Genomic DNA, 13,725 nt, shown 5'->3' on the forward strand with positions numbered 1-13,725 from the left:
TGCGGGGGAAGGATTTGAACCTCCGACCTTCGGGTTATGAGCCCGACGAGCTACCAGACTGCTCCACCCCGCGTCACGAATTCGAGAATCTAAACTTATCGCCGGGCAAAGTCAAGAGATTTTTTGACAGAGATTTTTTGACAGAGATTTTTTTGACGCTTTACCCGGCTCGCACTGCCTTATTTCCGCGCCAGCAGCGAGATACTCAGGGTCTTATCGCCGCAAGTCAGCCAGATTTCGCCATCCTGAACCGTGCACTGCAACGCCATGCTCCGCTGCACCAGGTTCGCCAGCCTCTTGCTCTGCTCTTCGGGAAGCTCGATCACACGAAGGTTGGGAAAGCGCTGAAGTTTGTCAGCGTTTCGCTGCCACCACAGCCCGGCGGCGCGGCCGCCATAGATATAAAGACAGACCTGAGCCGCACGATTGCAGGCCTTGCGCACCCGCCGCTCATCGGGGAGGCCGACATCGATCCACAACTCGATCTCGCCCGTGAGACTCTTCAGCCAGAGATCCGGTTCTTCGTCGACGCACAACCCCTTGGTGAAATTCAGGTTCTCATCGGCGTGCAGGGCAAAGGCGAGCAGCCGCACCATCATCCGCTCCTCGGTCTCCGACGGATGGCGCGCCAGGGTCAGCTGATGGTCGCCGTAATACGGGCGATCGAGGTCGGAGATCTGCAGGTGTGCTTTGAAGATGGTGGCGGTCAGGGCCATGGGGTGTCCTTGGAGAGATAAGAGAAAATTCGGCATCTTGTCGGGTGGTGCAGATGTCCGGGTGCGGGTGCGAGCAGCCAAGCTCCTGCAGAAGGGCGAAGGTACCTTGAGTGATATAGGGAACAACAACTCGGGCCCCTTCAGCGCTGACTCACTTCAAACGGCTTCTTCCAAAGGGTAGAATCGTTCCCCCTCCTGACGGATCTTCTCCCTCAGCCTCTCCTCCGGCAAGCGATCCCAGTGCAGCAGATCGATCTTGAACACCAGCGGCAGGGCATCGATTTTATTCCAGAGCCGGGGAAATTCGCTGTCGCTCAGGGTCGGCGCCACCACGGTCGGGTCGAAGTCGAGCTTACCCGCTACCCGAGGCCTCATCTTATCCGATAACCCCCGGTATTTCCATCGATAAACCTCTGTTCCCATGACCACCAATAAAAGAAACCGCCGCCGGGATGCTGCCCGGCCGGCGGTTTCTTGACTTTCTGTCTGAGGTGGTCGTCTCCTGTTAGGGGATAACTCTCTCACTCCTCCCCGAAGGGAAGGGTCTCCGCCAGTTCCTCGTCCGAGAGGTCAAAACAGCCACCGACCGATTCCAGAACCTCCGTGTACATGAACTCCGGCAGGCGATCGTCCTTGGCGGTAAAGCCGGCCGCCTTGTTGAACTGCTTCTCGAGCGTCAGCGACTGCACTCCGAGCCCCATCAGACGATTCACGTCCCAATCGCCGCCGAACTTGGCCGCCGCCATATCGACCAGATGCCCGAGAGCTTCCGGATCCTCGCAGCAGATTCCGGAGAAGATGCACATGCCCAGCGAATCGAACACGGTCATCACGATTTGCAGATTTCTCGAAAGCTCCACCTGACCGTCCTTGTTCGTTCCGCCCAGGGAGTGGTCGCCGATGGAGTTTCCAGCTGTATGGTCGGCCCCCATGGGGCTCGTCGCATAGGTGACGCCGGTGCCCTTCAGGCCCCGGGGATCATAGGCCGCCATGGACTGCCCCTTCACCGTGGGGATCCGCTTTACTCCGAGGTGGCGGCCGGTAGCTTCGGTGCCGTTGCCGAGCACCCGCCCCAGTTCCGTCCCTTCGATCATCTGCCGGGCCAGGAGCAAGGCGCCTTCGGCATCGCCGAACTCGATCACCCCTGCTTCCATGCACAGGGCGAGCGCACAACCGGTGTCCATGGTGTCGACTCCGAGGTCGTCGCAGAGCTTGTCCAGGGAGGCGATGACGTCGATGTCCCGGATGCCGCAATTGGACCCGAACAGCCCGATGGTCTCGTACTCGAACCCCGAGGTCAGGTAATTGCCGTCCCTGTCGTTATACACCTGGGAGCACCGGATCAGGCAGCCGTGATGGCAGATATGGGACATCTTTCCGCCCCTCTGCGCCTGCAGCTCGGCGATCCGCTCTCCGCTGATCTCCTCGGCATGCTCAAAGCGCCCCCGGCTGAAATTGTGGGTCGGCAGGATGCCCATCTCATTCGTCACGTTCACCAGAAGGGCGGTCCCCAGGGCCGGAAGGCCCTGCCCCGAAAAGGGATGCGCCATGACGGCTTTGCCGAAGGCCCTGTTGGCGGAAACGAATTTCTCCTTGTCCGCATACTCCCAACCTGTTTTTTTCACGTCCTTGAAGACGATGGCTTTCACCCCCTTGGAACCCATCAGGGCGCCGAGTCCGCCGCGGGCGGCGGACCGGGAAGGGTGTCCGTCGAGATCGGTGAACTGGACGGAGGAGTTCAGGTATCCCCGCTCTCCGCCCAGGCCGATCGAGGCAATGGAAATATCGCTTCCCATGTCCTTTCTCAGCTCTTCCCCAAGCCGATAGTTGTTCATCCCGAGGTAAGGCTGGGCCGACACGAACTCGACCCCCGAGGCGTCCACCACCAGCACAAACCACTCGCCTTTTTGCGGCTGGCCTTCCAGAACCAGACCGCGCAGATCGAGGGCGGCCATCCTTTTTGCCATGGTGCCGCCGGAATTGGCCTCCTTGATCGTCCGGGTCAACGGGCTTTTACCTCCCACGGAGATCCGGCCGGAGCAGGGAGCCACGGTGTCGGCAAACAGACCGGGACAGAGAATGAGCTTGTTTCCGGGACCCAGCGGGTCGGCCTTGGCATCGACCTCCTGGTGGAGGATTGTGGCGATAAGGCTGCGTCCCCCGACGAGCGGATATTTCTCGTCAGCGGCTTCGCATGAAGTTGTCTGGCTCTCCATGTTGATACGCAAGAGCTTTTTCATTTCTTTGCCTTTCTTCCTGCAGGGCACAGCCAAGAAGCGGGGACGGTATGACCGTCCCCGCTTGCTTGAGCTGAAAACATCCGATTCAGGGATTACCTTGCTTCTTTGGTTTCAAATTCATAACCACAGGCCGGACACTTCACTTTCATCTGCGAACCACCCTCGCTGTACTTCTTGGAACATGCTGAAAAAGAAAGGGCCATAAGAAGCACCATAAAAACGACGGTTAACTTTTTCATGTATGCATCTCCTCTTCAGGGGTTTAGAAAGAGTAATTCAACCAGATTTGGGCAAAGTAAGTGTCCTGGTCGTCGCCGAAAATTTCCTCAGCCGCATCTCCCGGTTTGGACCAGCCCGTGCCAAGATGAACGAACAGGTGATCGTTCAGCGGGGCATCGACAAACAGATTCACCTCGTCGGCCCATTCGTCCGAAGAAGTCGGAACAAAGAGCCAATAGTTCTCGTCGAGTTTGTGATTGAGGTACATGAGCGTCACGAATACCGCCTCGGCGGGGCTGAAACCGACCTCGGCCACGGCGACCTTCTTGTTGGAGTTGGGCAAATGCAGCTCTCCGGCAATTTCACCGATGACGAACCGGTTCCAGGCTGAGAATCCGCTGAACATCGGATCGTAATCAGAGGCTTCGTCGTCGGCCGGGTCGTCATCCCCCGAGAAGTAGAAATAGGAGCCGCGGACCCAGGGGGCGTAAGCGACGGGCAGGTTGTAGGTCGCGCTGGCGAAGCCGCCGAAAGCGTCCCGATCCCGGTCCTGGCCGGCGAGTACGCCCGCGTCGCCGGTCTGGTAGACGCCCTCGCCCTCCAGGAGCAGGCCTCCTATTCCCAGATGAACACCGAGGTCCCATGCGGTGGTGTCGTTGTCCGCCACCAGTCCTGGACCCAGATAGAAATTGTCATCGGTCGCACGGCTGCCGTCGTCGATCTTTTGATGAACACCGGCGAAAACATAGCTGGTTTCGCTGAAATTGTACTGACCTTGAAGTCCGGCCACTTCGACGTCTTCCACCGGCCCGAACAGGGCGGTCTCATCAAGCTTCTGGAAATAGTTGTCCGAACGGGCCCAGTAGAGGGTCGTGGTCAGATCCCCGAAGTTGCCGTCCAACCGGGCGGCAAAGGGGAAGCTGTCGTGGAAGTTGAGCCAGAGAGCCTGATCCTGACCTTCGCCGTCGGCCACGACCAGCCAGTTTCCAAGCCGGATATCCTGGCGCCCGACGGTCAGGTCGAAGGGGCCGCCGTATATCTCGCTGAACTTGAGCCAGGCCTGGTCGACGCTGACGTCGCTCTGGTCCTTGGCAATCCCGTAGACGTCCTGGTCGATGGTCTGGGTATACAGGGGGGCGAATTGCCCTGAGGCCTTGGCCCAGCCCATATCCTTTTCCGCCGTCAGCCGGAACACCCCGAAAATTTCGCCGAAACCCGTCGAGTCTTTGTCCGAAGACCCCACCGGTGCACCATAATAGGGGTCGCTGTCGTACCGGTAAAAGACGTGGAGGTTCATCCCCAATGACACCTTATCCAGGACATTGCCCAGTTCCTTGATTTCGACATCCGCATGGACCGGACCGGTTTGAATCGTCACCCCCAATACCAATAATAAACACCATACAACTTTTTTCATACTTCTCATTTTCTGCCTCCGCTTCCAAAAAGTGTTAATCCAGATTCCCCCCAAAACTTGAGGCTGGCCTCCAGTGGCCTCGCCGGCCTCACTGCAGCCGTTCCGACATGCCGATGCTTAAAACCTCCCGTGTACCGTATTGATGGTTGATCCGGTCTCCATTTTGAGTGCTAAATCGAGGGTGACCCGGGCGCAGGCAAAGGAATTGCCCCAGAGATTGGCCCCGGGCGGCAGCCCATCGAGGTCTCGCGGCCACCCTGATGCTTCATGGGAATAGGGTTTTCCCGGGTTGACGGTAATTTCCCCCGGTTTAAGATGGTCAGCGGCTACCACTCCGGTCACCCCGGGCAGGGAGGCCGGGAGCAACCCCGCCTTCCCCGGATGGCCGGCCGCCACCAGGACGGATCCGGCTTCCTGAACAGCCCGGCAGGCTTCCGCGAGAACTTCGCCTCCCGGGCCGGGAGACATCCCCAGGCTGAGGTTGATGATCCGGCACCCCTCGGCGGCCGCTCTCAGCAACGCCCGGGCCACCAGGGAGGGGTAGGAATCCAGGGTCTCGTCAAAGACCCGAACGACGAAAAGCTCCGCATCGGGCAGACCCTGGCGCAGGATTCCCGCTACTGCCGTGCCATGGCCGACAAGGTCCCGAAAATCCTCATCCTCCCGTATCCTTCCTCCTGCATCCAGGAAGATGCGCATTCCGCTGACCGCCCCTCGGACATGGGAATGCCAGGGATTCACTCCGGTGTCTACGATGCCGATGCGAAGGGGTTCGGGGGCTGAAGTAAGAAGCGGCTTCATGCGGAACGCCTTTCCGATTGGAGGACCGATTGCGCCGTCGCGGGGAACGACGGATCATCGCCCCCGGGTTCGGATTCCGGTCCCGTTCCCAGGGCGACCTGGAGTTCTTTCTCCCCGACCTTGCGCAACTGTCCGTCACGCAGGAGATAGAGGTGATCATAGGCCTCCAGTCCTCCCAGGCGGTGCGTAATGGACAGGATGATCCGGCCCTCAAACGCCTCCCAGAAATTCCGCCGCACCAGAGCCTCGGTTTCAGGGTCCAGGGCCGAGAAGGCTTCGTCCAGCACGAGGATCTCCGGATTCCTCAAGGCGAGGCGGGCCAGCCCGATCCGCTGTCTCTGCCCGTCGGAAAGGGACTGCCCACGGCCGCCGATGACGGTGGCGTAACCCTCCGGCAAGTCGAGGATGAAGGCATGGGCTTCGGCAAGACGGGCCGCTTCGATCATTTCCTGATGTGTGACGTCCGGGTTGCCGTAGCGCAGGTTCTCCTCCACCGTTGCGTGCAGGAGAAAAGGCTCGGCGCCGGCGTACCCCAGGTCCCCTGCCGCAGCAGCAACATTCGAGCCGAGCTCCGCGCCACCCAGGAAAAGTCTTCCTTCCTGCGGGGTGCGCAAACCGAACAGAATCTGCACCAGGGTGGATTTGCCGGCTCCGGAGGTCCCGAATATGCCCACTCTCTCTCCAGGGGAGACCCGCAAGTTCAGGCGCCGCAGCACCGGCGGATTTCCCGGGTAGGTGAAGCTGACTCCATCGACAGCCAGCTCTCCGCTGCCCATGGCTGCTTCGGCGACTGTGGCATCGAGAGTGCTTTCGCCGGCCAGCACCTCGGAAATCCTCGACAGGCTCACCCGAGCTTCCTGGAAACTGCGCACCATCCCCAACAGCCCTCGCGCCGGTCCGTAGAGCCGCCCCTGGTAAAGGATGAAGGCGACGAAGGTTCCCAGACCGATCTCGCCTGACTCCAGCAGCCTCCCCCCGAGAAGGTAGATCCAGGCAAGGCTCGCGGTCAGGGCCAGACCGGGCGCCCCCGAAGCGACGGAATCGAGGACCTGGAACCGCAGCATCTTGCGGACCATGCCGGCGTTCAGCAGGGAGAAGCGTTTTTGTTCCTCCTTTTGCGAGGCATGCAGGCGCACGGCTCGCAAGGCGCTCATCCGCTCCGAGAGAAAGTGAGACAGGTCGGCCATGGCTTCACGAAGGCCATGGGTGCCCTTTTCGATCGGATTGCGAAAGGCGGTCGTGATCACCAGGGCCACCGCGAGTCCCAGAAAGGACCACAGGGCCAGAGGCGAGGAGAGATTGAGCAGAATCACGGCGGCAACGATCAGGAACAGAACGTTCTGCAGGAAGCCGAGCACACCGTCAACGAGAAGAGCCTGTATTTTGGGAACATCGGCGCCGAAGCGGTGCAGGAGGTCGCCCTGGCGGAACCGCTCGAGTGACTCCAGGGGGGAGTTCAGACAGTGGGCAAAGAGCCTCTCCCGGATGGAGACGAGAACGTCGGCGGAGAGCCGGGCGTGGACCAGGCGCGTCACCGCTCCCAGGATAAGATCGAGTACGGCTAGGCCGACCAGCGCAGCTGCGATCTTCGGAACGACGGCATAGTCCCCCCTTTCGGCGACGGCGTCGATGAAGGTCTTCCCGATCAGCGGCGGCGCCAGAGAGACGGCTCCTCCGGCCAGTCCGAGGAAGAACATGGCCGTGATGAGCCGGCCCTTCCCTTTGAGATGCCTTGCGAACAGCCCCACCGAGGTCAGCATGCCGCCTCCTTCCGCATCGGGCGGTGCCAGACGTCCGGGTAATAACACAGATGCGCGCCCTCGCACATGGGGGCGGCCCCCCGCAGATCGACGACCGCCTGGCGGATCTCTTCCGGACCGCCTCCGTCACGGGCGATCTTCAGGGCCCTGGCGGCCAGTTCGACGGCTTTCTCCTTCCGCGGCAGGGACGCCTCGCGCCCCACCACCTTGAAGCTGGCGATCCCGATCTGCAGCAGGCGCGGCAGGGCGCACAGGCCGCAGGGTCCGACGGGATAGCCCCGGCTCGTCTGGCATCCGCAATGGTTCAAGGTCCATTTCCAGAAGGCATACCGCTCGAAGGTCTCGGGGTTCACCCCTTCAGTCCCTTCCCCGTCACCCAGGCAAAAGGTTCCGACGGCGTGGGTGGTGGCGCAGAGACCTTCCTCGAAGACGCAGCCGTCGTTCAGCAAAAAGGTCTCAAGCTCCAGGCCGGGGACGGAAATCTCTTCGATCTCGCCCAGGGCAAGATGCCTGGGCAGGATGACCCGGGAGACCCCCAGATCCCGGAAAAAGGCCGCTGAACCCGGGTTGTTGCAGGTGGCTAGGCTGGAGACGTGAAGCCTGGAGGCGGCGCCGGCTTCGGCCAGGGCCAGCAGCAGGTCCATATCGGCCACGATCAGGGCGGATGCCCCTTTTTCCAGCAGCAGGACGCCAAACTCTGCGAGCATCTCCACCGCCCCGGGAGGATACCAGGGGGCGTTTAGTGCGACGTAGACCGGTCGCCCTGCGGACGAGTCCACCGCCACCTCGAAGTCGGCGACATCCGGCATGCCTGCCGAGGAGGGAGCGCGGCGGTTGGCCCAGGTCTGGCCGAAACACTTCTCCCAGTCGGGCGGCGTCAGCCCGCAGAAAAATTCATCGGCGCCTGCCTCCAGCAGTGGGATCGTTTCCGCTGAATTTTTTAAGGGCGCTAATATCTTCACGGAGTCGGCCTTTCGTGGAGGACAATCCTGTCGCAGCGGGACAGGTGAGCCCCTGCCGAGACTTCGGAAACCTCGTAAAACAGAGTGTTGCCCGCCCTCCAGAGGGGCGTCGCGGTGTCCGGACGCTTCACGGGGAGGCAACGGTCCCGGCACAAGGCGGGGCAGCTCTTTCCAAGCCCTTTGGAGAAACTGTCCTCGGCATCCATCCCTTCGGCCTTGATCAGGCAATTGCGCCCCGAAACCGCAAAGGCGTAGGGAAGATGGATGGTTCGCTGGAGATCGGAGGCTTCGCTTTTCAGATAATTGCCCTCAAGGTCCGGATCGGTTTCGACGCCGACCACCCCGAAGCGCAGCAGGAGTGATCGCAGCCTGTCTCCCCGGTTCCGCCCCAAGGAACCCGGGGTCGGCGCTTCCCCCCGGGCCAGCCGGGGATCGCGGAGACCCCGATTGATCAACCGTCCGGCTCTTCGCTCGAAGAGGGGGTGGGAGTTTCGGAGCAGATCTAGAACCCCCCAGTCATTGAAGCTCACCGCCGGTGCGTATCCCCGCTGTCCGATCTCTGCCAGGAGCCGGTCAACCCGCTTGAGCCCCCCGGGAGTCACTATCGGGGTCATCAGCACGGCCTCGAATCCCGATTCTCGAGCCAGCTTGCAGAAGGATTCCGCCTCATCCGCGTCCGGCAGCAGGTCCTCGCAGAATTCGGTGCCGAAATAGAGAGCCTGAAGAGAACCCGGAGGAAGGGCGTCTTTCCACCGGGCCCGGCAGATGTCCCTGGGATCGGACGGCAGTTTTCCGGGGCGCGAAAGGCGTAAACCGTATTCCATAAAGTGATTCTTCGAAAGAGGAGCGCGGGGTCCGGCCGTTGCCGGGCGCGGACCCCACTGTTTGCTCAAAGTTTATGCCTGACCAGGGTCATGCCGTCGGTCTCCATGTTGATGACCTTGATGAATTCCATGGTCTCGGTATCGAAGACGGAGATGGTTGCGCTGCCCCCCGCATAAAGCTTTTTGCCGTCGCTGCTGGTCATCACACTGAAGCTGGTCCCTTCAGGGATGATCGCATGGTTGGTAATGGAATTGGTTTTCGCGTCGAGTTTGTATACCTCGTCCATGCCGCCGTAGATCTTGGAGCGATCCGGAGAATAGATCAAACTGTAGACAAAGGGCACGCCCCCCTGGACCATGCTCTGCTTGATCTCCCCATTGTGGGTATTGATCTCCAGCATGCCCAATCCTTCCATGTTGTAGTACGGGGAGAGGAAATACCCGTCGTTCTCATAGGTGTAATGCCAGAGGGGGAAGATGTTCATCCCTTTTTCGAACATGGGATATACCTCTGCAATCTTCATCTGTTCACCGGAGACATCGATCTTGAAGAGATCCTGCCCGATGGCGTAAACTTCCTTGCCGCCCTTGACGAGAACGAGCTGGAAAATACCTCTGGGAACCTTAACGCTCCGCAGGATCTTCCCGCTTTCGAGGTCGATCTGGGCGAGCATGGGCTCGGCGATGACGGCCTCCCCCCCTTCGGTGCGGCGGCCCACCAAATTGGCATAGATGGTTTTACCGTCACCGGCGGAGGTAATCCCGAATTCGAACCGCTCCCAGCCGTCCTCGCCTTTGCTGATGTCGAGCGTCTTCAGCAGTTTCATATCCTTCATGTCGACGATATTCAGGTAACGGCGGCTGGCGGCGACCACCATCCGCCTGTCGTCCGGCAGGACGGTGTAGGCGCGGGTCCAGCCCTTGACCGGTATCCGGGCTTCGATCGTATCGTTCTCTCCATTGATTACCTCGAGGACGTCGTAACCAAGGGAAAAGAGTCGATCCCTGGCCTGGGCCGGCCCGACAGGCGCCAGAAGACAGAACATCAAGGCTGTCAGAATAAAATATTTTGTGTTTTTCATGTATTCTCCTATTGACTTAATTGGACATCGATATGTTCACTGCCCCAGCGGAGGAACTCAGTCGTACTTGATCGTACGCCAGTCCCTGGCCATGTTCGAACAGACTTCATGGTATTCCGGGTTGTTGGTCAGCCCGTCGGGAGTCTGGGCCGGCCACCAGCAGTCGCCGGAGCACCCCATGAAGTCGCGTACCGAGGCCTGACAGTTGCCTATCGGGTGGGTTCCGCGGGGATTAGTTTCCCAGCCGGTGTCGAAAATCGTCGTGCAACCGACCGGCATGGCCAGTTCGGTGCCGCTCTCCAGAAGGGCTTCCACCTTTTTGCCTTCCCCTTTGGCCAACTCTTCCACGGCCTCTGCTTTCTTGTTCAGGGCCTTTATCCTCTGTTTTTTTTCCATCTCGCTCCCTTTCGCTTAATTAATGAGCCACAATTATTTGAATGTCGGATCAACAACCTGTTCTTTTCTCAAACTGTGCAAGCAGCTTGTCGGCCCCTGCGTGTCGCAGGTCGGCATAGAGTTCGATGCCGATCTGAAGCCAGCGCAGGATGAAGTTGCAGCTGCTCCCCGGAGGTATTCCCAGGGTGTTCTCCCTGAGGTGGTTTTCGTAATGACAGCCACCGGAGCAGAGAGTTCTGGCCCAGCACTTTTCACACATTTCGTCCTTTCCCGCCGTAACGTGGCCCAGGCAGGAGCGGATCTTTTCCGGATCGGGTCCGGTCTCCAGATTTCCCACCTCGAAGTCTTTCTCACCCGCCAGTCGATGGCAGAGGTAAAACTCTCCCCCGGCATCGACGGCCAGGTAGCCGTATCCCGCCCCGCAGGCGACGGCCTTGGTCTGCCCCATGTGCAGACGTCCGAGAAGTTCAATGAGATTGGCGAAGGGAAGAATCCTGCCCTCTCTGGCCGCTCTGGAGAAACGGCGGGCCATGGCGGCGAAGCTTTGCAGCAGCACGTCCTCCTGCTCCTGGTCGGGGAACAGGTCTTTACTGATGGGGCTCGCGGGGGCAATGCCGACTTCGTGGAAGCCAAGCCCCATCAGGTGGTCGAATACTTCTTCACATCGCGACCATTGATCAGGGGTCAACGTGACCCGAGCCGCAACCGCAGAGGTATTGTTCTCGAGAAGCGCCTGAACCTGGGGCAGGATCTTCGAGTAGCTTCCTTTGCCAGAGGCGTAGGGCCGGTTGGCATCATGCAGGTCGGGAGGGCCGTCGAGACTGACAGAGACAACGACCCGGTGGTCCCGAAAAAAGCTCACGATATCGGCGTTGAGCAGGGTGCCATTGGTTGTCAACGACACCAGAAGCCTTTTGCCCGCCGCAGAGGCCATTTTCTCCGCCTCCTCCACGGCGGCTTTTATCGCCGGCATGTTGAGCAGCGGCTCGCCGCCGAAGAGGACCAGGGTCAGGTCCTTGAGATCTCCCGATTCCTTGACCAGGTAACGGGCGGCTGCGCGTGCCGTCTCCGAGTCCAGAAGGCGTGACTGCCCTCCGTAGGAGCCGCCCTCTGCGTAACAGTAGGTGCAACGCAGATTGCAGTCCTGGGCCACTTCCAGCACCATGGTGCTCATGGGGAATTCCTCCGGGTCGAACCGGACGGGGGGCCACGATTTTGCGGAGCCCGCTGGTATCAGCAGGCGAATATCCCGCAACCCTTCCAGTACGTCGCGGTCGGATTCGGAGACTTTGCTCAGATCCACCGTGGGGTCGTTGCCCCAGCGGTTGATCACCTCCTGCACAGACGAGTCGATAAGGAACAGACTCGCATGATCGACCCCGTAGAGAATCGCCCCATCTTCCACTTCAAAAATGCGATGGTCGGCCCACTCGTGCGTCATGATTACTTGACCCTTGGAACGTAGTCGGGCGGCACCACGGCCAAGTCGGCTTCGGCGGCATACTGGCGCCCGCCCCTTTCGTATTCAGCCTGGACTTTCACCAGCCCGGTGCCTTCGGTCTTGTACTCACGGGTGAGGATCCGCCCGTAGTCGCTCGTGGGGAAGTAGTTTCCGTTTTTCCCGATACCGCCGACCCAGGCAAGGTCGTCATCTCCCTCTCGGGTGACGTACTCGGTCAGCTTGAATTGGGCGGGAACAGGTCCGAGAAGCAGGTCTCCGGCGTAAGCGAAGGCTTCGAACTGGACCCCTTCTGCCGGGAAATGGACTCCACCGTGCACCCGGGCGCGCCCCAGTCCGGGAGTGACCTTGATATGGTCGATCTGGTCGGCCAGGGTTACGGGGACCGTATTGAGATTTTTCACCTCGAGGTTGGCCCGGGCAGCACCCGCACCCCGATAGGCGACTTTTGCTATGATGGTTTCTCCGTCACGCCTGGCTTCCAGTACTTCTACATTGCCGCCGTTGAATTTAAGGTCTGTGGCCTTGACTTGCGGGAGCTTCACCCCGTCCAGTGTCAGGGTCGTGGTCTCCCCGGCCAGAAGAAAGGAAGGCGTCACCTTGAGGACCCGGGCCGAACCGTCCGCGGGATACCAGGTGCTTGTCGAGGTGCGGAAATCGGGAGCGGGGAAGTGATGCTGGCCCTGAATGACCCCGTTGGTGAAGGCGTAGGCGCCCCGGGTCTCGAAACTGTTGTGCTGGGTCTTGGTGCGCAGGGCGTGTCCGCCGTACAGGACAGCCTCACCCTGGAAGCGCTCGCTCATCCCGTCGTGGAAGTTCAAGGTTCCCATAACGGTGTAGTCGCCGTTCTGATCCGCCTTGATCGAAGCGTAACCGCGATAGTCGCCTTTGCCCGGCTCATTGCCCAGAATAATCCAGGAGCCGGCGAGATTTGCCTTGGGAGCCTCCCAAGCCTTGCCGTAGGGATGACTCTTGGCCAGGGAAGCCAGCATCTTGCCGGCTTCATCGTACCATTTCATTTCGCGCATCTGGCCGTCGATCGCCGGGTCCATGTAATAGTGGAAGTCGCGGATCTTCGCCCAGGCTGACTCGGTCATGCGATAGGAATAGATCTTGCCGGCGCTGTGGCACCGGACGCAGGTGGCGAAGAGTTGCCCCTCTTCGTCGCTCTGAGGCGCCTCAACTGTCTGGGGGTTGTTGTTCAGGTTCAGGTACGAGACCTTCTCCAACTCCTCGGGAGAGAGGATCTGCGTTTCACAGATTTCCTTCAGGAGAGCATCCCTCTCGCCCTCCTTCAGCTCCATCCCGTGCAGCCGAGCCATGCGGTCGATGACGACGCCCCACTCATCGGGAGTGGCGCGGATCTCTTCAACCCTTGCCATTTTTCCTTCCTGGACTGCGTGGCACCCGGAGCACTTCTCCATTGTCAGGGAATCCTTGCCGAATGCCATTGCACCCGTGGCGAGGGCTCCCATCGACACAAGCAACGTGATCAAAGCAATAACCGTTTTGCGCATAAACTTGCTCCTCCTGTTTGTTGTTCGTTTCCCATCCTTTGCCATGACTTCTCCTTTTTTTTCAATAAAATGAATTCTTATCCGCTCCTTGCGTCAGGACAAAATAAACGTACGGAACACACGCCAATCAACAACTATCAAACAATGTTCCATTTTGTTCACATCCCTTGGACAACAGCCCGCATGAAGCATAAGTCAGCGTTTTTAGAGTTTTAATTTATTTATTTTTTTTATCTAATGCAGAACAACGTTATCTTATGGATTTGGCGATTAATGGAATTGGGACGTTTTTGTCTCACATGGGCTGAAAAGCGTGAGACATTCTTGTCCCA

At 59.7% G+C, this 13,725-nt stretch carries 13 protein-coding genes and 1 tRNA gene; all 14 read right to left on the reverse strand.

Translation table 11 applies throughout. The annotated features are described in order from the left end of the window. The 14 genes from DTF_RS0106320 to DTF_RS0106385 all read right to left on the reverse strand — a co-directional run bounded on the left by DTF_RS0106320 (window position 1) and on the right by DTF_RS0106385 (window position 13,393). Window positions 1-73 (reverse strand) — tRNA-Met (locus tag DTF_RS0106320). 106 nt (window positions 74-179) lie between these two features. After that, window positions 180-716, reverse strand: a complete 537-nt coding sequence (locus DTF_RS0106325) for a YaeQ family protein (RefSeq protein WP_027714644.1) — start codon at window positions 714-716, stop codon at window positions 180-182. A 156-nt stretch (window positions 717-872) separates the two neighbouring features. Then, the gene (locus DTF_RS0106330; protein ID WP_027714645.1) at window positions 873-1,091 is read right to left on the reverse strand and encodes a hypothetical protein; all 219 of its coding nucleotides are present in this window, start codon (window positions 1,089-1,091) and stop codon (window positions 873-875) included. 146 nt (window positions 1,092-1,237) lie between these two features. After that, window positions 1,238-2,956 (reverse strand): aldehyde ferredoxin oxidoreductase C-terminal domain-containing protein, encoded by a 1,719-nt coding sequence (locus tag DTF_RS0106335; protein ID WP_027714646.1) that lies wholly within the window; start codon window positions 2,954-2,956, stop codon window positions 1,238-1,240. A gap of 92 nt (window positions 2,957-3,048) precedes the next feature. Further along, window positions 3,049-3,195 carry a hypothetical protein gene (locus tag DTF_RS26440; protein WP_155890733.1) on the reverse strand — a complete coding sequence of 49 codons (147 nt, stop codon included), beginning with the start codon at window positions 3,193-3,195 and terminating at the stop codon, window positions 3,049-3,051. Window positions 3,196-3,218: 23 nt separating this feature from the next. Then, complete coding sequence (locus DTF_RS0106345) at window positions 3,219-4,553, reverse strand: alginate export family protein (protein WP_162148600.1); 1,335 nt, start codon at window positions 4,551-4,553, stop codon at window positions 3,219-3,221. A gap of 156 nt (window positions 4,554-4,709) precedes the next feature. Continuing rightward, entirely contained in the window at window positions 4,710-5,393 is a 684-nt protein-coding gene (locus tag DTF_RS0106350) for a S8 family serine peptidase (RefSeq protein ID WP_027714648.1), read from the reverse strand. Continuing rightward, window positions 5,390-7,153 carry an ABC transporter ATP-binding protein gene (locus tag DTF_RS0106355; protein ID WP_027714649.1) on the reverse strand — a complete coding sequence of 588 codons (1,764 nt, stop codon included), beginning with the start codon at window positions 7,151-7,153 and terminating at the stop codon, window positions 5,390-5,392. Before DTF_RS0106355 ends, DTF_RS0106350 begins: the two co-directional genes overlap by 4 nt. After that, on the reverse strand, window positions 7,147-8,115 hold the full coding sequence (locus DTF_RS22215; protein WP_051361009.1) for a U32 family peptidase: 969 nt from the start codon (window positions 8,113-8,115) through the stop codon (window positions 7,147-7,149). Before DTF_RS22215 ends, DTF_RS0106355 begins: the two co-directional genes overlap by 7 nt. Continuing rightward, a complete protein-coding gene (locus tag DTF_RS25270; protein WP_027714650.1) occupies window positions 8,112-8,939 on the reverse strand; it encodes a hypothetical protein in 828 nt (275 codons plus the stop codon). The genes DTF_RS22215 and DTF_RS25270 overlap by 4 nt, the downstream gene beginning before the upstream one ends. Before the next feature lie 65 nt (window positions 8,940-9,004). Further along, window positions 9,005-10,021: a YncE family protein gene (locus DTF_RS0106370; RefSeq protein WP_027714651.1), complete on the reverse strand. Its 1,017-nt coding sequence runs from the start codon at window positions 10,019-10,021 to the stop codon at window positions 9,005-9,007. A gap of 57 nt (window positions 10,022-10,078) precedes the next feature. Then, window positions 10,079-10,417, reverse strand: a complete 339-nt coding sequence (gene qhpC, locus DTF_RS0106375; protein ID WP_035055953.1) for a quinohemoprotein amine dehydrogenase subunit gamma — start codon at window positions 10,415-10,417, stop codon at window positions 10,079-10,081. A 49-nt stretch (window positions 10,418-10,466) separates the two neighbouring features. Continuing rightward, a complete protein-coding gene (locus DTF_RS22225) occupies window positions 10,467-11,858 on the reverse strand; it encodes a radical SAM protein (protein WP_051361012.1) in 1,392 nt (463 codons plus the stop codon). A gap of 2 nt (window positions 11,859-11,860) precedes the next feature. Further along, window positions 11,861-13,393 carry a hypothetical protein gene (locus DTF_RS0106385; protein ID WP_027714653.1) on the reverse strand — a complete coding sequence of 511 codons (1,533 nt, stop codon included), beginning with the start codon at window positions 13,391-13,393 and terminating at the stop codon, window positions 11,861-11,863. Between the last annotated feature and the right edge of the window lie 332 nt (window positions 13,394-13,725).

This window comes from Desulfuromonas sp. TF, assembly GCF_000472285.1.
GTDB lineage: Bacteria > Desulfobacterota > Desulfuromonadia > Desulfuromonadales > ATBO01 > ATBO01.

Excerpts from the sequence above, each read along its gene's own strand:
- DTF_RS0106325 (WP_027714644.1), bottom strand. The coding sequence starts at position 716 with ATGGCCCTGACCGCCACCATCTTCAAAGCACACCTGCAGATCTCCGAC.
- DTF_RS0106330 (WP_027714645.1), bottom strand. The coding sequence starts at position 1,091 with ATGAGGCCTCGGGTAGCGGGTAAGCTCGACTTCGACCCGACCGTGGTG.
- DTF_RS0106335 (WP_027714646.1), bottom strand. The coding sequence starts at position 2,956 with ATGAAAAAGCTCTTGCGTATCAACATGGAGAGCCAGACAACTTCATGC.
- DTF_RS26440 (WP_155890733.1), bottom strand. The coding sequence starts at position 3,195 with ATGAAAAAGTTAACCGTCGTTTTTATGGTGCTTCTTATGGCCCTTTCT.
- DTF_RS0106350 (WP_027714648.1), bottom strand. The coding sequence starts at position 5,393 with ATGAAGCCGCTTCTTACTTCAGCCCCCGAACCCCTTCGCATCGGCATC.
- DTF_RS0106355 (WP_027714649.1), bottom strand. The coding sequence starts at position 7,153 with ATGCTGACCTCGGTGGGGCTGTTCGCAAGGCATCTCAAAGGGAAGGGC.
- DTF_RS25270 (WP_027714650.1), bottom strand. The coding sequence starts at position 8,939 with ATGGAATACGGTTTACGCCTTTCGCGCCCCGGAAAACTGCCGTCCGAT.
- DTF_RS0106370 (WP_027714651.1), bottom strand. The coding sequence starts at position 10,021 with ATGAAAAACACAAAATATTTTATTCTGACAGCCTTGATGTTCTGTCTT.
- qhpC (WP_035055953.1), bottom strand. The coding sequence starts at position 10,417 with ATGGAAAAAAAACAGAGGATAAAGGCCCTGAACAAGAAAGCAGAGGCC.
- DTF_RS22225 (WP_051361012.1), bottom strand. The coding sequence starts at position 11,858 with ATGACGCACGAGTGGGCCGACCATCGCATTTTTGAAGTGGAAGATGGG.
- DTF_RS0106385 (WP_027714653.1), bottom strand. The coding sequence starts at position 13,393 with ATGCGCAAAACGGTTATTGCTTTGATCACGTTGCTTGTGTCGATGGGA.